We start from the raw sequence: 18,509 nt of genomic DNA on the forward strand, positions 1-18,509 counted from the left end.
TGCATCCTCATTGATTGATGTGAAAAACGCTCAATCAATGTCGGCGATGCGTAGAGGGGGCTGGTATTAACTATGTATCTTGAGTGAAGCCAGTGCCTGGGCAGTCAGGTTTGGCTGCCCAGGCATGGTATCAAGCGGATTGTTCCACGAGGCGATGCCACAGCGCGTAGTACACCCGACCGGATTTCTGCTCCCGGTGCAGGCGCCAGGCGCCCGGCAGGCCGAGGGTCGATGGTGCGTTCTCGCTTTCGGTGTAGATCCAGGCGTCGTCGGCCAGCCACTGGCGTTCTTCCAGTAGCGAGCACACCGCAGGCAGCAGGTTCTGGTTGAACGGCGGGTCAAGGAAGACCAGGTCGTAGGCGCTCGCTGGCTGGGTTTCCAGGTAGCGCAGGGCATCGGCGGTCTGCACCTGGCCGACGGTGCAGCGCAGGGTGCCCAGGTGTTCCTTCAGGCTCGACACCGCGAGGCTGCTGGCATCCAGCGCCTGGCCCATGGCGGCGCCACGGGACAGCGCCTCTAGGAACAGCGCGCCGCTGCCGGCGAACGGGTCGAGTACCTTGGCCCCGGCGACATAGGGCGCGAGCCAGTTGAACAGGGTCTCACGCACGCGGTCCGGCGTCGGGCGCAAGCCCGGGGCGTCGGGGAAGCTCAGGCGACGGCTGCGCCATTCACCACCGATGATGCGTAGTTGGTTCACACCGTTGTGGACGTTGTGCACGGGTTTTTTAGGGCGAGTGGCCATTAATGCTCCGGAACCCCGAGCGGCTGCTCGGAAGGTTTGTCAGTAGGGGCCGGTAACGGCTTTTGCGGCACGGTAGGACCGACGGTAACGATCACCATTTTATCCATGCTCAAGTGTTTGTTCATGGCCGCGGTAACTTGCTCGACAGTCAGGTTCTGCGACTGCTGCATGAAGTCTTCGAGGTAGCTCAGCGGCAAGTTGTAGAAACCCATGGCGCCCAGTTGGCCGACGATGTCGGCATTGCTGGCCGTCGACAGCGGGAAGCTGCCCGCCAGTTCGCGCTTGGCGTCGTCGAGTTCTTTCTGGGTCGGCCCGGTTTTAAGGTAGTCGGCCATGACGTCCTGCACCAGCTTGAGCGTGCCTTCGCTCATTTCGGCACGGGTTTGCAGGTTGATCAGGAACGGGCCGCGGGCCTGCATCGGCGAAAAGCCCGAGTACACACCATAGGTCAGGCCACGTTTCTCCCGCACTTCGCTCATCAACCGGGTACCGAAACCGCCGCCACCAAGAATCTGGTTGCCCATGGAGACGGCGGCGTAGTCCGGATCGTCACGGTCGATGCCCAATTGCGCGAGCATCAGGTTGGTCTGCTTGGCCGGGAACTCGACGCGGCTGGTGCCAGGCTTGGGTTCCTCAGGCTGGGCGATTTTCGCCAGCGCCGGGCCCTTGGGCAGGGCGGCGGACACCTGGGCAGCAATCGCCTCGGCGTCACTGCGCGACAGGTCGCCGACCAGTGCGATCACCACGTTGCCCGCCGTGTAGGCCTTGGCGTGGAAGGCCTTGAGTTGCGCCAGGGTGATGTCCGGGATGCTCAGCGCGTTACCGTCGCTGGCGTGGGCGTAGGGGTGTTGGCCATACAGGCGACGCATCAGCTCCAGGCTGGCCACCTTGGCCGAGTTCTGCTTCTGGTATTCAAAGCCGGCGAGCATCTGGTTCTTGATCCGGGCCAGGGAATCGGCCGGGAAGGTCGGTTTGCCCACCACTTCGGCGAACAGCTTGAGGGCCGGCTCGCGTTTGTCCACGGCACTCAGGCTGCGCAGCGAGGCAATGGCCATGTCCTTGTAGGCGCCATTGCCGAAGTCGGCCCCCAATCCTTCGAAGCCCTGGGCGATCTGGCTGACGTCCTGGCCGGCCACGCCTTCGTTGAGCATGGCGTTGGTCAGCATCGCCAGGCCCGGTCTGGCGCCATCCTGGCTGCTGCCGGCGGCGAAAATCAGGCGCAGGTCGAACATCGGCAACTCAGGCGCGGCGACGAACAGCACCTTGGCCCCTTCGGCGGTGTTCCAGGTCTGCACGTCGAGGGTGCGTCGGCTCGGCGCCTTGCCGTCGAGCTCGGCCAGCGATTGCAGCTTCTGGCTCGATTTGGCCTTGTCGAGGGCTTCGCTGGCGTTGATCTCGCCTGGGCGGATCACGTAGAACACCGCCGAAGCGGCAAGCGCGACGACGGCCAGGGCGACCAGGGCCACCCGTGACTTGTTGATCTCACTCATGCGCGTTCTCCTGGGGCAGTGGCAGTACATGCGCAACGCTCAGACGTTCGCGGGTGAAATAGGTGCGGGCAGCGTTCTGGATGTCTTGCGGGGTCACGCTTTCCAGCTCGGCCAGTTCGGTGTCCATCAGTTTCCAGGACAGGCCGACGGTTTCCAGCTGGCCGATGGCGGTGGCCTGGCTGGTGATCGAGTCACGCTCGTAGACCAGGCCGGCAATCACTTGTGCTCGCACACGTTCCAGTTCTTCGGCGGAAGGTGCGGTGGTTTTAAGCTGTTCAAGCAGTTTCCACAGGCCGGCTTGCGCCTGGGCCATGGTTTTCTGCTTCTGGGTGTTGGGGGTTGCCGACAGGGTGAACAGGCTGTCGCCACGGGTGTAGGCGTCGTAACTCGACGAACCGCCGGAGACCAGCTCTTCACCGCGCTCCAACTGGGTCGGGATGCGCCCACTGTAGCCGCCATCGAGCAAGGCGGAAATCAGGCGCAAGGCGTTGACCGAGCGTTTGTCCTGGGTGGTGGCAATGCTCGGAACGTTAAAGGCCAGCATCAGGGCCGGCAGTTGGGTCTGCACGTGCAGGGTGATCTGCCGCTCGCCGGGCTCGGACAGCTCCAGGGGGATTTTCGTCGGTGGCACGGCGCGCTTGGCGATTGGACCGAAGTAGCGTTGGGCCAGGGTTTTGACTTCTTCCGGGGTCACGTCGCCGACCACTACCAGGGTCGCGTTGTTCGGTGCGTACCAGGATTCGTACCAGTGGCGCAGTTCCTCGACCTTCATGCGATCGAGATCGGCCATCCAGCCGATGGTCGGCGTGTGGTAGCCGCTGGCCGGGTAGGCCATGGCCTTGAAGCGCTCATAGGCCTTGGACATTGGTTTGTCGTCGGTGCGCAGGCGGCGCTCTTCCTTGATTACCTCGATCTCGCGGCTGAACTCGTCGGCCGGCAGGCGCAGGGTGGCCATGCGGTCGGCTTCAAGTTCGAAGGCCACGGCCAGGCGATCACGGGCCAGCACCTGGTAGTAGGCGGTGAAGTCGTCGCTGGTGAAAGCGTTCTCCTCGGCGCCAAGGTCGCGCAGGATCAGCGACGCTTCGCCAGGGCCGACTTTCTCGCTGCCCTTGAACATCATGTGCTCCAGGGCGTGGGACAAACCGGTCTGGCCTGGGGTTTCGTAGCTGGAGCCAACCTTGTACCAGACCTGGGAAACCACCACGGGCGCACGGTGATCTTCACGCACGATGACCTTCAGGCCATTGTCGAGGGTGAATTCGTGGGTCGGTTGAGGGTCGGCAGCCAGGGCTGCGAGGGGCAGACAAACTGTGCTGAGCAGCAGGCCAGCAGCGCGGCGGGCTAGAGCATTCATTCGTTTTTTAACCTGTTGGGCTGCCCGCTTGGTCTTAGCGTCGGCGGGCGAGGAGGTGCTAGGATACTGATCCGTTTTACTGGCGGCCACGCCTATGAGGCCATTGATCGGTCAGTAGGCTGTATAGGTTTGCGCAAGAAGCTTTGGGTTTATCAGCTAAACTCTGCGTTTTCGCCGAAGATACCGTTTTAGTCCTTGGTGTTAGTCGAGCTTTGAGGTGCCATTGAGCACCTCGACAAAATGTTGCGCGTGAACAAGCTGAGTGAAACACAGTCTGTTCTGCATCGAATATTCAATTGCCGAGGCGCCATTGGCGCGTCGCTACCGTGAGATAGCCGTCCTCCATGTTTGGTTCCAACGACGACAAGAAGAACCCAGCTGCGGCTGGCGAGAAAAAAAGCCTGTTCGGGTGGCTGCGCAAAAAACCGCAGGAACCCGTCGTCGAACAGCCACAGCCACTGCCTGAGGTGGCGCCAGAGCCGGTAATAGAAGCCGCTCCGGTGGTCGAAACCGTAGCCCCTGTCGTATTGCCATTGGCCGAGCCGGTGTTGCAGCCGGTGGTCGAGCTCGCGTCTGCGCCAGCCCCTACACCAGAACCTGTTCCTGAGCCGGTGCACACGCCGTGGCTGACCCTGCCGGTCCCTGAAGAGCCGGTGGCCTTGGTTGCAGACGAACAGGCGCCGCACATTACCCCGCCGATTCCCGCGCCTACCGTGGTTCAGCAAGCAGTCGAAATGCTGGTGGTCGACTCCAAGCCGTTGGTCGAGCCGCTGGTCATTGACGAGCCGGACCTGCCGCAACCGGTCATTGCCGCGTTCGTCGCGCCAGAGCCAGTGCCGCAGCCGACTCTAGAGCCGGTCCCGGTCCCGGCACCGGCACCGGTGGCCGCTCCCGTTGTGGTCGCGCCCGCTCCCGTTGCCCCGATTGTTCCAGAGCCGGTGGCCGCAGAGCCTGCGCGCAGCGAAGAAACCAAGACCGGCTTTTTCGCCCGCCTCAAGCAAGGCCTGTCGAAAACCAGCGCCAGCATCGGCGAGGGCATGGCCAGCCTGTTCCTGGGCAAGAAGATCATTGATGACGAACTGCTCGAAGACATCGAAACCCGCCTGCTGACTGCCGATGTTGGCGTCGAGGCCACGTCGGTGATCATCCAGCGCCTGACCCAGAAGGTGGCGCGCAAGGAATTGGCTGACGCCGATGCCCTGTACAAATCCCTGCAGGCGGAACTGGCGGCGATGCTCAAGCCTGTCGAGCAACCGCTGAAAATCACCTCGCAGAACAAGCCATTCGTGATCCTGGTGGTGGGCGTCAACGGCGCCGGCAAGACCACCACCATCGGCAAGCTGGCCAAGAAGCTGCAACTCGAAGGCAAGAAAGTCATGCTGGCGGCGGGTGACACCTTCCGCGCGGCCGCAGTCGAGCAGTTGCAGGTCTGGGGTGAGCGCAACAACATTGCGGTGATCGCCCAGCACACCGGTGCCGACTCTGCGTCGGTGATCTTCGATGCGGTGCAGGCAGCCAAGGCGCGCAATATCGATGTGTTGATTGCCGATACCGCTGGTCGCCTGCACACCAAAGACAACCTGATGGAAGAGTTGAAGAAGGTTCGCCGGGTCATCGGCAAGCTCGACGCCGAGGCTCCGCACGAGGTGCTGCTGGTGCTCGACGCCGGCACCGGGCAGAACGCCATCAACCAGGCCAAGCAATTCAACCAGACGGTCGCCCTGACCGGCCTGGCCCTGACCAAGCTCGATGGTACGGCCAAGGGCGGGGTGATCTTCGCCCTGGCCAAGCAGTTTGGTTTGCCAATTCGCTACATCGGTGTCGGTGAAGGCATCGATGACTTGCGTACCTTTGAAGCAGAACCCTTTGTCCAGGCACTGTTTGCCGAGCGGGAGCGTTCATGATTCGTTTCGAACAGGTCGGTAAGCGCTATCCGAACGGTCACGTCGGCTTGCATGAGCTGAGCTTTCGAGTCCGTCGGGGCGAGTTCTTGTTTGTCACCGGGCACTCGGGTGCCGGTAAAAGTACCCTGCTGCGCTTATTGCTGGCGATGGAGCGTCCCACCACCGGCAAGTTGCTGCTGGCCGGTCAGGACCTGGCGACCATCAGCAATGCACAGATCCCGTTCCTGCGCCGACAGATCGGCGTGGTGTTCCAGAACCACCAGTTGCTGTTCGATCGCACGGTGTTCAACAACGTCGCGCTGCCGCTGCAGATCCTTGGCCTGTCCAAGGCCGAGATCGTCAAGCGCGTGGATTCGGCCCTGGAACGCGTGGCGCTTTCGGACAAGACCGACCTGTACCCGGGCGACCTGTCCACCGGCCAGCAACAGCGTGTCGGCATTGCCCGCGCCATCGTCCATCGCCCGGCCTTGCTGCTGGCGGACGAACCGACCGGTAACCTCGACCCGCGCCTGGCGGCCGAAATCATGGGCGTGTTCGAAGACATCAACCGCCTGGGCACCAGCGTGCTGATCGCCAGTCACGACCTGGCGCTGATCGCCCGCATGCGTCACCGCATGCTGACCCTGCAACGTGGCCGATTGATCGGCGACGGGGAGGCCGGGGTATGAGTGCGACGCGCAGCCCTAAGGTTTCCGAGCGCGTGGCCCCCAAGGCCGCCGATCCGCAACCGCAGAAGAAAAAACGCGATGAAGACGATGGCCCGGATTTCCGCACCCTGTTGCGCGCCTGGATCGAAAGCCATCGCGCCAGCCTGCTCGACAGCCTGCGTCGCCTGGGCAAGCAGCCGATCGGCAGCTTCTTTACCTGCCTGGTAATGGCCGTTGCCCTGAGTTTGCCGATGGGGCTGTCACTTTTGCTGAGTAACGTCGAGCGCCTGGGCGGCTCCTGGCAGCGTGCGGCGCAGATTTCCCTGTACCTGCAACTGGATGCGAGTGCCAGCGAAGGCGAGCAGCTGCGTGAGCAGATCAAGGCCATGCCGGGCGTCGCCGAGGCCGAGTACATCAGCCGTGAGCAGGCGCTGCAGGAGTTCCAGCAGCAGTCCGGCCTGGGCGAAGCGCTCAAGGAGTTGCCGGAAAACCCGCTGCCGGGCGTAGTGCTGGTGACCCCCAAGGAAGTCGACAAGGCGACCCTGGAAGGCTTGCGTCAGCGCCTGGCCGAGCTGCCGAAGGTGCAGCAGGCGCAACTTGACCTGGTCTGGGTCGAGCGCCTGGCAGCGATTCTCAAGCTGGGCGAGCGGTTTGTCTTCGGCCTGACGGTGTTGCTGGTTTCTGCATTACTTTTGGTGATAGGCAATACCATTCGTCTTCATATTGAAAACCGCCGCACCGAGATAGAAGTGATTAAACTGGTCGGCGGCACTGATAGCTATGTGCGTAGACCTTTTCTCTATATGGGTGCGCTTTATGGCTTTGGCGCCGGGGTTCTTTCCTGGGGTGTCCTGGCGTTTGGCCTGAACTGGCTGAATGATGCGGTCACCGGGCTAGCCGGTCTGTATGGCAGTAATTTTGCCTTGGCAGGTGTGCCAGTAGCCGATGGTCTGTCGCTCTTGCTTGGTGCGGTGTTGTTGGGTTATATCGGTGCGTGGATTGCGGTAGCACGCCATTTGAGAGAGCTTGCACCGAAATAGTGTCTTTTTGCTTGTATATCCTTTCAGCGTGTAGGGGAACTTGTCCTTCGGTTTCCGGTCAATTTTCGCAGTGCTGAACTGCACGAGTTATGTGAGTCGGAGGTTTTTTCGTATGACCACTTCTTTGCAACCTGCTTATGCTCTAGTCCCAGGCGCAAACCTGGAGGCCTATGTGCACACGGTCAACAGCATTCCATTGCTGACGCCAGAGCAGGAGCGTGAACTGGCCGAGAGTCTCTACTATGAGCAGGATTTGGGGGCGGCTCGGCAGATGGTGCTCGCCCACCTGCGTTTTGTTGTACATATCGCCCGTAGCTATAGCGGCTACGGCCTGGCCCAGGCTGACCTGATCCAGGAAGGCAACGTTGGCCTGATGAAAGCGGTCAAGCGCTTCAACCCGGAAATGGGTGTACGCCTGGTGTCCTTTGCCGTGCACTGGATCAAGGCGGAAATCCACGAGTTCATCCTGCGCAACTGGCGCATCGTCAAAGTGGCGACCACCAAGGCCCAGCGCAAGCTGTTCTTCAACCTGCGCAGCCAGAAAAAACGCCTGGCGTGGCTGAACAATGAAGAAGTCCATCGTGTGGCTGAAAGCCTCGGTGTAGAGCCGCGCGAAGTGCGCGAGATGGAAAGCCGCCTGACCGGCCATGACATGGCTTTCGACCCGGCCGCTGAAGCGGACGACGACAGCGCCTTCCAGTCGCCAGCCAACTACCTGGAAGACCACCGGTACGACCCGGCCCGTCAACTGGAGGATGCGGACTGGAGCGACAACTCCACCAACAACCTGCACGAGGCGTTGGATGTACTGGACGACCGCAGCCGTGACATTCTCTACCAGCGCTGGCTGGCAGAAGAAAAAGCCACGCTGCACGACCTGGCACAGAAGTACAACGTGTCGGCCGAGCGGATCCGTCAGCTCGAGAAGAGCGCGATGAACAAGCTCAAGTTGTCGATCGCCGCCTAACCTGCGGCACAAACAAAAACGCCCCGATCATTGATCGGGGCGTTTTTGTTTGTGCCCATTTTCCTGATTCATCTTGGCCCTTGTGGGGGCAGTGTCTGGAAGAATGTGTTCGGCTACTGCGCCCAAGGCGCCCGGCGTGAATCGTTGAGGCCGATCAGGTAGCTGTCGCCGCCCAACTGGCTCATCTGCTGGCGAATCCAGCCTGCACGCCGGGCCACGTAGGCGCTCGGATGGCTGGCGCTATACACCCGCGGATTCGGCAGCACGGCCGCCAGCAGGCTGGCCTGCTGACGGCTCAATGAGCGGGCGCTGACGCCGAAGTGATGGCGCGCTGCAGCCTCGGCGCCAAACACACCGGCATCCCATTCCACGCTATTGAGGTACACCTCGAGAATCCGCTGCTTGGGCCAGAACACCTCGATCAGCGCAGTAAACCAGGCTTCCAGGCCTTTGCGCAGCCAGCTGCGGCCGGACCAGAGGAACAGGTTTTTCGCCACCTGCTGGCTCAGGGTGCTGGCGCCACGGATCGAGCCGCCGCGTTCGTTGTGGGCCAGCGCGGCCTGGATCGCGCCGAAGTCAAAACCCCAGTGCTCGGGGAATTTCTGGTCTTCACCGGCCATCACCGCGACTTTCAGGTCGTCGCTGATGTTGTCCCAGGACTGCCAGTCACGCTGCAGGTCGATGGGTTCGCCATCGAACCAGGATTCGATCTTGCGCTCGACCATCAGCGCGGTCCCCGGTGGCGGAATAAAACGCAACAGCAGGACCAGCACTACGCTGCCACCGGCAAACCAGAGCAGGGCTTTCATGAAGCGGCGCACAAATATTGGCAGCATAGAGATGGCTTGGCCGAACCCGTCGAGCGGGCCATTATACAGACCCTGCCCAATGATTCTGACTGGAGTTCCCCATGCTGCGTGGCTTTTTGATGCTGGCCGCTTTTTTCGGTTTTACCGGTGTCGCCCTGGGTGCATTTGCCGCCCATGGCCTCAAGGGCCGCTTGAGCAGCGAATACCTGGCGATTTTTCATACCGGCGTCACTTATCAACTGGTGCATACCCTGGCGTTGCTGGGTGTCGCGCTGCTGGCCACGCAGGTTCCCGGGCGCCTGGTGACCTGGGCAGGGGTTAGTTTTGCCGTGGGCATCCTGCTGTTTTCCGGCAGCCTGTACCTGCTGACGCTGACGGGCATCAGCAAGCTGGGGATCGTCACCCCGTTTGGCGGCCTGGCATTCCTCGTGGGCTGGCTGCAGCTGGGGATTACCGCCTGGCGCTTGCAGATAACCGCCTGACACTTGTAGCTGACCTTTAGGTCATGATCGGGCTAGAATGCTGGCCCCTAAAAATGATGGCGGCATCCGGCATGCGCATTCAGTTGAACGGCGAATCCCTTGAACTGCCCGACGGTGAAACCGTTGCGGCCCTGCTGACCCGTCTGGACCTGACCGGTCGCCGGGTGGCGGTCGAGCTCAACCTGGATATCGTCCCGCGCAGCCAGCACGCTGACACCACCCTCACCGAGGGCGACTCGGTGGAAGTGGTGCACGCCATCGGTGGCGGCTAGTCGCCCGCAGCGACAACCGCGCCCACCCGCATTGTGCAAGACCCTCACCCCACCAGAGGATTTCCGATGAGCAACGTTCGCAGCGATAAGCCTTTCGTCCTGGCCGGTCGTACTTACCAGTCGCGTTTGCTGGTAGGTACCGGCAAGTACCGTGACATGGAAGAAACCCGCTTGGCCATCGAGGCCTCGGGCGCTGAGATCGTCACCTTCGCCGTACGCCGCACCAACCTGGGCCAGAACGAGGGCGAGCCGAACCTGCTCGATGTGCTGTCGCCAGAGCGCTATACCTTCCTGCCGAATACTGCCGGGTGCTACGACGCGATCGAGGCTGTGCGCACCTGTCGCCTGGCCCGTGAGCTGCTCGGTGGGCACAACCTGGTGAAGCTGGAAGTACTGGCCGACCAGAAAACCCTGTTCCCCAACGTGATCGAAACCCTCAAGGCCGCCGAGACGCTGGTCAAGGAAGGTTTCGACGTGATGGTCTACACCAGTGATGACCCGATCATCGCCCGGCAACTGGCGGAGATCGGCTGCATCGCGATCATGCCGCTGGCTGGCCTGATCGGTTCGGGCCTGGGGATCTGCAACCCGTACAACCTGCAGATCATCCTCGAAGAAACCAAAGTGCCCGTGCTGGTGGATGCCGGTGTCGGTACCGCGTCCGACGCCACCATCGCCATGGAGCTGGGCTGCGAGGCGGTGCTGATGAACTCGGCCATTGCCCATGCCCAGCAACCGATCCTGATGGCCGAAGCCATGAAACACGCGATTGTCGCAGGTCGCCTGGCGTACCTCGCTGGCCGCATGCCGAAAAAACTCTATGCCAGCGCCTCCTCGCCGCTGGATGGTCTGATCAAGTAAGAGCCATTGATGACTGAATCGAACGACACGCCTATCCAGACGGAAGAAGGCGAAGAGCGCCAACACCGCCGCATCAAGAGCTTTGTGATGCGCGCCGGGCGCATGACCGAAGGCCAGCAAAAGGGCCTGGAGCAGGGCACGCCGCTGTTCGTCCTGCCATTGGCCGACGCGCCGGTGGACTTCGACCAGGTGTTCGGTCGCTCGGCCCCGCGCTCGCTGGAAATCGGCTTCGGCATGGGCCACTCGCTGCTGGAAATGGCCGCGGCGGCGCCGGAACAGGATTTCATCGGGGTTGAAGTGCACCGTCCAGGTGTGGGCGCGCTGCTCAATGGCGTGCTGACCCAGGGCCTGACTAACCTGCGGGTCTACGATTGTGATGCGATCGAAGTGCTCAACCGCTGCGTGGCGGACAACAGCCTGGATCGCCTGATGCTGTTTTTCCCGGACCCGTGGCACAAGAGCCGTCACCACAAGCGCCGGATCGTCCAGGCGTCCTTCGCTGAGCTGGTACGCAGCAAGTTGAAGGTCGGCGGTGTGCTGCACATGGCCACCGACTGGGAACCGTACGCTGAATACATGCTGGAAGTGATGAACGTCGCGCCGGGTTACCGCAACCTGGCCGAGGACGGCAAGTGCGTACCGCGCCCGGCCGAGCGCCCGATCACCAAGTTCGAGCGCCGCGGCGAACGTCTTGGGCATGGTGTGTGGGACTTGAAGTTCGAAAAGCAGGCTTAAGCGGCTGCCAGCCTGAAATACAATCAACTGTGGGAGCGGGCTTGCCCGCGAAGAGGTCATAACATTCAACATCTCTGTTGGCTGTTACACCGTCTTCGCGGGCAAGTCGGATCGCCGCACCGCCGCCCCCACAGTTGTTTTGTATTGGTCTAAGGGGGCTAGCGGCGATCAGCCACGACCCCAATCAACACCAGCACCACCAGCAACACCGGCGCCAGGCTGTAGTTGTTGAACTGGCTCAGGCCCTTGACGATCCAGGGTGTGGCGTAGATCAGCGACGCACCGCTGCCGATCACGCACAGCAGGGCCATCATCGGCACGCGCAATGCTCCAGCGATGTTGCCCAGGCGTTGCTCGACCCAGCCTTTGAAGTCCGCGCCAAACAACACCAGCAAGCAGCCCACTAATGCCAGGGCGATTTCCGAGAGGTTACTGCGGCTCCAGCGAGAGACGGTGGCGAGCAGGTCGAGTACCAAATCCATTCGTTTTCCCTTAGTTCTGAAAATCAGCTCAGAAAATTCTGCAGCAAGTCATTGAGAAACAGCTGTCCACGCAGCGTCGCCGCAAGGCGTGACGGTTCGACCTGCAACAAACCACTTTGTTCGGCCTCGCGTCGGCCTTCGGCAAGACTTTCCAGGGGCAGCCCGGTACGTTGCGGGTACAACCGCGCCTCGACACCCTCGGTCAGGCGCAAGGCATTCATCAGGAACTCGAACGGCAGCTCGTCATTGCTCAGGGCTTTCTCGCCCGCCTTGAAGCTTTTTGCCGGGTTGAGGTAGTCCTTGGGCAGGCGGGTCTTCCAGGTGCGCACGATGCGCCCGTCCGGATGGCTTAGCTTGCCGTGGGCTCCGGCGCCAATGCCGATGAAGTCGCCAAAGCTCCAGTAGTTGAGGTTATGCCGCGCCGCACGGCCGTCCTGGGCGTAAGCCGAGACTTCGTACTGGGCGTAGCCGTGCTCGGCCAACAATGCCTGGCCGGCCTCCTGGATGTCCCACAGGGTGTCGTCTTCCGGCAGTGTTGGCGGCTGGTTCCAGAACACCGTATTGGGTTCCAGCGTCAGCTGATACCAGGACAGGTGGGTGGGCTTGAGGGCGATGGCCTGGCGCAGGTCGTCCAGGGCGTCGTCGAGGGACTGATCGGGCAAGCCGTGCATCAGGTCCAGGTTGAAGTTGTCGAACCCGGCCTGGCGCGCCATGCCAGCGGCACGAATCGCTTCGTCACCGTTGTGGATGCGGCCCAGGGCCTGGAGTTTTTCCTGCTGGAAGCTCTGGATACCGATCGATAGGCGATTGATGCCCAACGCCCGGTAGGCGACGAACTTCTCCTGCTCGAAGGTGCCCGGGTTGGCCTCCAGGGTGATTTCGATGTCACTGGCGAACGGGATGCGTTGCTCCACACCCTTGAGCAAGCGGCCCAGGGCCACGGCACTGAACAGGCTCGGGGTGCCGCCGCCAAAGAAGATCGAACTCAGCTCTCGGCCGTAGACTGCGTGCAGGTCCTGATCGAGGTCCGCCAGCAGGGCGTCGACGTACTCTTCTTCCGGCAACACCGGGCTGGCGGTGTGCGAGTTGAAATCGCAATAGGGGCATTTGCGCACACACCACGGGATGTGGATGTACAGCGCCAGGGGCGGCAGCGTAGGCAGGGCGGCCCGTGGCGATGGCGCGGCGCCGCCGAAAATCAGCGGCGACGCAGAGGGCTCGTGGGTCATTTCAGGCCCAGACGCTGGCGCAGCAGATCCATTGCGCGGGCGCGGTGGCTGATGAGGTTCTTGTCGGCCGGGCTCAGTTCGGCGCTCGAGCAGTCACGCTCCGGCACCCAGAACAGCGGGTCGTAGCCAAAGCCGTGTTCGCCGCTGGCCTGGGTCAGGATGCGCCCGTGCCAAAGCCCTTCGCAGAGAATCGGCAGCGGGTCATCGGCGTGGCGCACCAGGGCCAGGACGCAGACGAACTGGGCGCCACGCTCGGCGGCCGGGACGTCCTTGAGCACGTCGAGCAGCTTGGCGTTGTTCGCCGCATCACCCTGGCCGTTGGCGTAGCGCGCCGAGTAGATGCCCGGCGCACCGCCGAGAAAGTCCACCGCCAGCCCCGAGTCGTCGGCCAGCGCCGGCAAGCCGGAGATGCGGGCGGCATTACGGGCCTTGAGAATGGCGTTTTCGACGAATGACAGACCGGTTTCTTCAGGCTCCACGCTGCTGAACTCGCCAATCGAGCGCAGTTGCACCGATTCGCCGAGCATGGCCTGGAGTTCCTTGAGTTTGCCGGCGTTATGGCTGGCCAGTACGAGTTGGGTGAAAGTGATCATTCGCCGGGGAAGAGCTCTTGGTTGAAGTTAATGGTGTTGATCTTGTCGCCGGCCTGGACCTTGATCTCAAAAGTGCGGACTTCTTGCTGGTCCACCGGGTATTGGGCGAGGTAGTAGATCGCCCCTTGTTCGGTGATTTGCTTGAAGTTCAGCGGCACGGTCTTGCTGGTCAGGTCTTTCACGCTGCCGGTGACGCTGGCAACCATGGGCTGGCCGGCCTTGATCACCGAGACGTTGATCACGCCCTGGTTCTTGCTGCGGATCAGTTCGGCGGCCTTGGCGATGTCCGGCTGAATGAAGGTCGAGTTGAAGGTGTTGTAGTGCACCGTCACATCGCCGAAGGTTTCCTGGCGCTCGCCCTTGATGACGTCGGCCGCCATGGCGCTGACGCTCAGGCAGGCGGTTAAGGCAAACAGAGCTAGACGACTCATGATCGTACTCCTTTGAAAAACGGGTTAGACCGCTACCTGGTGATCCTGCAGGCCAGGACTGCTGACACGGTAGATACCAATCTCACCTAATAGATTAGGCCATAGCTTACTGGCCCACCCATGCCGATGCTGTTGATCCACGGCAAGCCGATCAATGACCTTGGCTTCACGTGCACTGCACAAGGCTTCGAAGTCTTCGAAGGTGCAGAAGTGAATGTTCGGCGTGTTGTACCAGGTGTACGGCAAGAACTCCGAAACCGGCATCCGACCCTTGCTCGCCAAGTACCAGCGGCAGCGCCAGTGCCCGAAGTTGGGGAAGGTGATGATGCACTGGCGACCGACCCGCAGCATTTCGTCGAGGATCTTGTCGGGGTAATGCACGGCCTGCAGGGCCTGAGTCATGACCACGATGTCGAAGCTGTTGCTGGCAAAGTTGCCCAGGCCTTTGTCCAGGTCCTGCTCGATGACGTTGATGCCCTTGGCCACGCACTCGGCAATGTTGTCCGGGTCGTTTTCCAGGCCATAGCCGGTGACTTGCTTGTTGTCGCGCAGCCAGGTCAGCAGCTCGCCATCACCGCAGCCCAGGTCGAGCACGCGGCTGCCGGCGGGGATCCATTCCTGGATGATTTCCAGATCAGCTCTCATGGCTTGTTCACACCGTAATTCGCTTCATGTAATTGCTGAACGCTTGCAGGTAGCGCGGGATCGGAATCAGGAAGGCGTCGTGGCCTTGCGGAGCGTCGATCTCCAGGTAGCAAACGTCTTTCTTGGCGGCCATCAGGGCATCTACCAGCTCGCGGGAGCGGGCCGGGGAGAAGCGCCAGTCGGTGGTGAACGACATCACGCAGAACTTGGCCTTGGCGCCGGCGAAGGTTTTCGCCAGGTTATCGTCGAAGTTCGCCGCCGGATCGAAGTAGTCCAGCGCCTTGGTCATCAGCAGGTAGGTGTTGGCGTCGAACCGTCCGGAGAACTCTTCACCCTGATAACGCAGGTAGCTCTCGACCTGGAACTCGACGCTGTGGAAGTCGTAGTTGAGCTTTTCGCTCTTCAGGCCGCGGCCGAATTTCTCACCCATCGAGTCGTCCGACAGGTAAGTGATGTGCCCGACCATGCGCGCCAGCATCAGGCCACGCTTGGGGATCACCCCGGCTTCCTGGAACGAACCGCCATGGAACTCCGGATCGGTGAGGATCGCCTGGCGCGCGACTTCGTTGAAGGCAATGTTCTGTGCCGAGAGTTTGGGTGCCGAGGCAATGGCCAGGCAGTGGCGGATGCGGTCGGGGTAGGTGATGCTCCATTGCATCGCCTGCATGCCACCCAGGCTGCCACCGATCACGGCAGCCCACTGCGTGATGCCGATGCGGTCGGCCAGGCGCGCTTGGCTATGGACCCAGTCTTCGACGGTCAGCACCGGGAACTCGGCGCCGAATGGCTTGCCGGTCTCAGGGTTGGTGCTGCTGGGGCCGGTGGAGCCGTTGCAACCGCCGAGGTTGTTCAGGCTGACGACGAAAAACTTGTCGGTGTCGATCGGCTTGCCGGGGCCGATGCAACTGTCCCACCAACCGGGCTTGCGGTCGTCGGGGCTGTGGAAGCCGGCCGCGTGATGGTGCCCGGACAAGGCATGGCAGATCAGCACGGCATTGCTCGCCGTGGCGTTCAGCGTGCCGTAGGTTTCGTAGATCAGGTCATAGGCTGACAAGGAGCGGCCGCAGGCAAGGGCCAGGGGCTCGTTGAAGTGCGCCACTTGGGGCGTCACCAGACCAACAGAATCGGCGGGAAAGGCAGTTGGCATCGACCCTGCTCTCGTTGAAATGAGGCGTAAGTCTAAAGACCGCTGTGGTCAGCGGCAAGCAAAGGGCGGGGATGATTTTTCCTGTCAGACCGAGGCGCGGCCATCGCGGGCAAGCCACGCTCCCACAAGGGGGCGCATTCCCATGTGGGAGCGTGGCTTGCCCGCGATGAACGATGACGCGGTCACCCCGGCTGTCGCACCAGATCCGGCAAGTCCGGGAGCTTCTGTGGTGAGCAGATCCGTACCCGCTTCTGCCGGCTCAGCTCGCCGCTGAGCAGGCTCACCTGGCTCTTGGAGACGCCAAAGGCCTTGGCCAGGAAGGCCATCAGGTAGGCATTGGCCTTGCCTTCGACGGGCGGGGCGGTCAGGCGGATCTTCAGGCGATCACCGTGCAGGCCCGCGAAATCATCGCTGCGGGCCGCCGGTTGCAGGTGACATTCGAGGATCAGGTCCGCGCCGTCCCAGCGGTAATAGCTCATCAGATCAGCAGGCGCAGGATTTCCGGCATCTGCGTCATGGCGGCGAGGTTGTTGATCACCAGCATGTCGATCAGCTTGAGCGCCATGAACGCCAGGATCGGCGAAATATCCAGGCCGCCCAGGTTCGGCAGGATCTTGCGGAATGGCGCCAGGGCCGGCTCGCAGATCTGATTGACCAGTTCGGCACCCGGGTTATGGCTGCCAGGCGCGACCCACGAGAGGATCACGCTGATGATCAGGGCATAGAAGAAGATGTTGAGGAACAGCGCGGTGACCCCGATGAGCGACCAGATCAGCAGTTGCAGCGGGTTGCCGGTGGTGTCGTAAGTCAGCAGCAGGGTCAGGGCCATCAACGCCAGTTGCACCAGGATCGCCAGGACCAGCGACGACATGTCGAGGCCGAACACGCTCGGAATGATCCGGCGCAGTGGCTTGAGCAGGGGTTGAGTGGCCTTCACGGCGAACTGGCACAGTGGGTTGTAGAAGTTGGCGCGCACCAGTTGCAGTACAAAACGCAGGAGTACGATCAGCAGGTACAGGCTGCCGAGGGTTTGCAGCACGTACACCGCTGCAGTGTTCAATCCAATCATGTATGGCTCCTTATTGACCCAGTTGCTCAGCCATCTCGGCTGAACGGTGTGCAGCGGCACCCAGTGCGTGTTCCACCAGGGCTTCGAATCCGCCGGCCTGGAAGGCCTTGATCGCAGCTTCGGTGGTGCCGGCAGGTGAAGTGACGCGGCGGCGCAGTTCGGCGGCGTCGACGTCACTGGCAACTGCCATGTGCGCGGCGCCAAGGGCGGTTTGCAGGGTCAGTTGGGCGGCGGTTTCCCGTGGCAGGCCGAGCTTCTCGCCGGCGGCGGTCATGGCTTCGATCAGCAGGAAGAAATATGCCGGGCCACTGCCAGACACGGCGGTGACCGCATCCAGTTGCTGCTCTTCGTCCAGCCACAGGGCGATGCCCACGGCCGACAACAGGTCTTGCGCTTGCTGGCGTTGCTCGGCTGTCACCTGGGTGGTCGCGAACAGGCCGCTCACGCCCTGGCGCAGCAGGGCTGGGGTGTTGGGCATGCAGCGCACGATCGGCTGGGCACCTAGCCAGTTGTTCATGCTGGCGCAGGTGATGCCAGCGGCAATCGAGACCACCAGTTGCTGCGGTTGCAGGCTCGGGCGCAGTGCTTCGCAGACTACTTTCATTGCCTGCGGCTTGACTGCCAGAACCACCACATCGGCGCCGGCGATGGCGTCTGCGTTGTCGGCGAATACTTCGATGCCGTGCTCTGCGGCCACCCGCGCACGGGTCTCGGCGCCCGGATCGCTGGCGCGGATCTGCGCGGCGTCCAGGCCCTTGGCACGTAGGCCGCCGATCAGGCTGGCGGCCATGTTTCCGGCACCGATAAAGGCAATACGCGTCTTGCTCATGTCAGGTCCTTTTAAAGTGGGGTGCCAGCCAGGGTTCATGGCTGGTGATGTTTTTACTGATAGTCGCGCGCACCAAACAGGGCTGTACCGATGCGGACCCAGGTGGCGCCTTGGGCAATGGCCGACTCGAGGTCGTGGCTCATGCCCATGGACAGTGTGTCGAGCGGCAGGTTGAGGCTGTCTTGCAGGCTGGTGTTCAGCTCGCGTACGGCGGCAAAGGCAGCGTCCTGCTCGGCGCGATGGTCGGTGGGCTCGGGAATCGCCATCAATCCGCGCAAGGTCAGGCGCGGCAGGGCCTTGATCGCCGCCGCCAGGGCCGGCAGGTCGGCCGGGGTGCAGCCGGACTTGCTGGCTTCACCGCTGACGTTGACCTGGATGCAGATGTTCAGGGCTGGCAATTCAGCGGGGCGTTGTTCGGACAGGCGTTGTGCGATTTTCAAGCGATCCACGGAGTGCACCCAAGCGAAGTTTTGCGCGATATCTCGCGTCTTGTTCGATTGAATGGGGCCGATGAAGTGCCAACACAAGGGCAGGTCGGTCAATTCCCGTTGTTTGCCCAACGCTTCCTGCAGGTAGTTTTCACCAAAGTCGCGGACCCCGGCAGCGTACGCTTCGCGGACTGCGGCGGCGGGTTTGGTCTTGCTCACGGCCAGCAGCTGGACGCTGTTTGCGGCACGTTGCGCGGCCTGTTCAGCACTGCGGATGCGTGCCGCTACCTGGGAGATGTTGTCTGCTATCGTGGACATTCAAGGGACGCCGGCAGTCTGAGGTTCGCGGCATT

General features: G+C 62.1%; 22 protein-coding genes. 8 read left to right on the forward strand and 14 right to left on the reverse strand.

From position 1 onward, the window contains the following. Positions 1-130 precede the first annotated feature (130 nt). The 3 genes from rsmD to ACIOVD_RS00585 are packed head-to-tail and all read right to left on the reverse strand — an operon-like array spanning position 131 to position 3,586. Positions 131-742: a 16S rRNA (guanine(966)-N(2))-methyltransferase RsmD gene (gene rsmD, locus ACIOVD_RS00575; RefSeq protein ID WP_095164560.1), complete on the reverse strand. Its 612-nt coding sequence runs from the start codon at positions 740-742 to the stop codon at positions 131-133. Then, positions 742-2,232, reverse strand: coding sequence for a pitrilysin family protein (locus ACIOVD_RS00580; RefSeq protein WP_095164558.1), 1,491 nt, complete (start codon positions 2,230-2,232; stop codon positions 742-744). The genes rsmD and ACIOVD_RS00580 overlap by 1 nt, the downstream gene beginning before the upstream one ends. Further along, on the reverse strand, positions 2,225-3,586 hold the full coding sequence (locus tag ACIOVD_RS00585) for a pitrilysin family protein (protein WP_095164556.1): 1,362 nt from the start codon (positions 3,584-3,586) through the stop codon (positions 2,225-2,227). The genes ACIOVD_RS00580 and ACIOVD_RS00585 overlap by 8 nt, the downstream gene beginning before the upstream one ends. Before the next feature lie 344 nt (positions 3,587-3,930). On the opposite strand from ACIOVD_RS00585, the gene ftsY reads away from it, so the two are divergent. The 4 genes from ftsY (at position 3,931) to rpoH (ending at position 8,144) form a co-directional block, all read left to right on the forward strand. Further along, a complete protein-coding gene (ftsY, locus tag ACIOVD_RS00590) occupies positions 3,931-5,490 on the forward strand; it encodes a signal recognition particle-docking protein FtsY (RefSeq protein WP_401125511.1) in 1,560 nt (519 codons plus the stop codon). Next, positions 5,487-6,158 carry a cell division ATP-binding protein FtsE gene (gene ftsE, locus ACIOVD_RS00595; protein WP_095164552.1) on the forward strand — a complete coding sequence of 224 codons (672 nt, stop codon included), beginning with the start codon at positions 5,487-5,489 and terminating at the stop codon, positions 6,156-6,158. The genes ftsY and ftsE overlap by 4 nt, the downstream gene beginning before the upstream one ends. Beyond that, a complete protein-coding gene (gene ftsX / locus ACIOVD_RS00600) occupies positions 6,155-7,177 on the forward strand; it encodes a permease-like cell division protein FtsX (RefSeq protein ID WP_095164550.1) in 1,023 nt (340 codons plus the stop codon). Before ftsE ends, ftsX begins: the two co-directional genes overlap by 4 nt. 112 nt (positions 7,178-7,289) lie before the next feature. Then, a complete protein-coding gene (gene rpoH / locus ACIOVD_RS00605) occupies positions 7,290-8,144 on the forward strand; it encodes an RNA polymerase sigma factor RpoH (protein ID WP_095164548.1) in 855 nt (284 codons plus the stop codon). A 113-nt stretch (positions 8,145-8,257) separates the two neighbouring features. On the opposite strand, the gene mtgA is transcribed toward rpoH, so the two are convergent. Further along, the gene (gene mtgA, locus ACIOVD_RS00610; protein WP_159998404.1) at positions 8,258-8,980 is read right to left on the reverse strand and encodes a monofunctional biosynthetic peptidoglycan transglycosylase; all 723 of its coding nucleotides are present in this window, start codon (positions 8,978-8,980) and stop codon (positions 8,258-8,260) included. A gap of 74 nt (positions 8,981-9,054) precedes the next feature. Between mtgA and ACIOVD_RS00615 the strand changes: the two genes are divergently transcribed. From ACIOVD_RS00615 to trmB, 4 genes are all read left to right on the forward strand, one after another. Continuing rightward, positions 9,055-9,435 (forward strand): DUF423 domain-containing protein, encoded by a 381-nt coding sequence (locus tag ACIOVD_RS00615; protein WP_401125515.1) that lies wholly within the window; start codon positions 9,055-9,057, stop codon positions 9,433-9,435. Positions 9,436-9,506: 71 nt separating this feature from the next. Next, the gene (thiS, locus tag ACIOVD_RS00620; protein WP_162530216.1) at positions 9,507-9,707 is read left to right on the forward strand and encodes a sulfur carrier protein ThiS; all 201 of its coding nucleotides are present in this window, start codon (positions 9,507-9,509) and stop codon (positions 9,705-9,707) included. Between the two features lie 66 nt (positions 9,708-9,773). Further along, positions 9,774-10,568 carry a thiazole synthase gene (locus ACIOVD_RS00625; protein WP_095164543.1) on the forward strand — a complete coding sequence of 265 codons (795 nt, stop codon included), beginning with the start codon at positions 9,774-9,776 and terminating at the stop codon, positions 10,566-10,568. A 9-nt stretch (positions 10,569-10,577) separates the two neighbouring features. After that, positions 10,578-11,303 (forward strand): tRNA (guanosine(46)-N7)-methyltransferase TrmB, encoded by a 726-nt coding sequence (trmB, locus tag ACIOVD_RS00630; RefSeq protein WP_159998400.1) that lies wholly within the window; start codon positions 10,578-10,580, stop codon positions 11,301-11,303. Positions 11,304-11,461: 158 nt separating this feature from the next. Here trmB and ACIOVD_RS00635 read toward each other — a convergent pair whose 3' ends face one another. From ACIOVD_RS00635 to ACIOVD_RS00680, 10 genes are all read right to left on the reverse strand, one after another. After that, positions 11,462-11,785 carry a DUF3392 domain-containing protein gene (locus ACIOVD_RS00635; protein WP_095164539.1) on the reverse strand — a complete coding sequence of 108 codons (324 nt, stop codon included), beginning with the start codon at positions 11,783-11,785 and terminating at the stop codon, positions 11,462-11,464. Positions 11,786-11,808: 23 nt separating this feature from the next. Next, positions 11,809-13,014 (reverse strand): radical SAM family heme chaperone HemW, encoded by a 1,206-nt coding sequence (gene hemW / locus ACIOVD_RS00640; protein ID WP_095164537.1) that lies wholly within the window; start codon positions 13,012-13,014, stop codon positions 11,809-11,811. Then, on the reverse strand, positions 13,011-13,607 hold the full coding sequence (gene rdgB, locus ACIOVD_RS00645) for an RdgB/HAM1 family non-canonical purine NTP pyrophosphatase (protein WP_095164536.1): 597 nt from the start codon (positions 13,605-13,607) through the stop codon (positions 13,011-13,013). Before rdgB ends, hemW begins: the two co-directional genes overlap by 4 nt. After that, on the reverse strand, positions 13,604-14,038 hold the full coding sequence (locus ACIOVD_RS00650) for a DUF4426 domain-containing protein (protein WP_159998394.1): 435 nt from the start codon (positions 14,036-14,038) through the stop codon (positions 13,604-13,606). Before ACIOVD_RS00650 ends, rdgB begins: the two co-directional genes overlap by 4 nt. 24 nt (positions 14,039-14,062) lie before the next feature. Beyond that, complete coding sequence (gene metW, locus ACIOVD_RS00655) at positions 14,063-14,683, reverse strand: methionine biosynthesis protein MetW (RefSeq protein ID WP_095164532.1); 621 nt, start codon at positions 14,681-14,683, stop codon at positions 14,063-14,065. 7 nt (positions 14,684-14,690) lie between these two features. After that, complete coding sequence (locus ACIOVD_RS00660) at positions 14,691-15,830, reverse strand: homoserine O-acetyltransferase (RefSeq protein WP_095164530.1); 1,140 nt, start codon at positions 15,828-15,830, stop codon at positions 14,691-14,693. A 182-nt stretch (positions 15,831-16,012) separates the two neighbouring features. Further along, complete coding sequence (locus ACIOVD_RS00665) at positions 16,013-16,309, reverse strand: DUF167 domain-containing protein (RefSeq protein WP_095164528.1); 297 nt, start codon at positions 16,307-16,309, stop codon at positions 16,013-16,015. Beyond that, positions 16,309-16,899: a YggT family protein gene (locus ACIOVD_RS00670; protein WP_401125520.1), complete on the reverse strand. Its 591-nt coding sequence runs from the start codon at positions 16,897-16,899 to the stop codon at positions 16,309-16,311. The genes ACIOVD_RS00665 and ACIOVD_RS00670 overlap by 1 nt, the downstream gene beginning before the upstream one ends. 10 nt (positions 16,900-16,909) lie before the next feature. Then, the gene (gene proC, locus ACIOVD_RS00675) at positions 16,910-17,728 is read right to left on the reverse strand and encodes a pyrroline-5-carboxylate reductase (protein ID WP_095164524.1); all 819 of its coding nucleotides are present in this window, start codon (positions 17,726-17,728) and stop codon (positions 16,910-16,912) included. 53 nt (positions 17,729-17,781) lie between these two features. Further along, complete coding sequence (locus ACIOVD_RS00680) at positions 17,782-18,474, reverse strand: YggS family pyridoxal phosphate-dependent enzyme (protein WP_401125524.1); 693 nt, start codon at positions 18,472-18,474, stop codon at positions 17,782-17,784. Between the last annotated feature and the right edge of the window lie 35 nt (positions 18,475-18,509).

Origin of the sequence: Pseudomonas sp. NPDC087626 (genome assembly GCF_044743405.1) — a bacterium.
Classification (GTDB): Bacteria; Pseudomonadota; Gammaproteobacteria; order Pseudomonadales; family Pseudomonadaceae; genus Aquipseudomonas.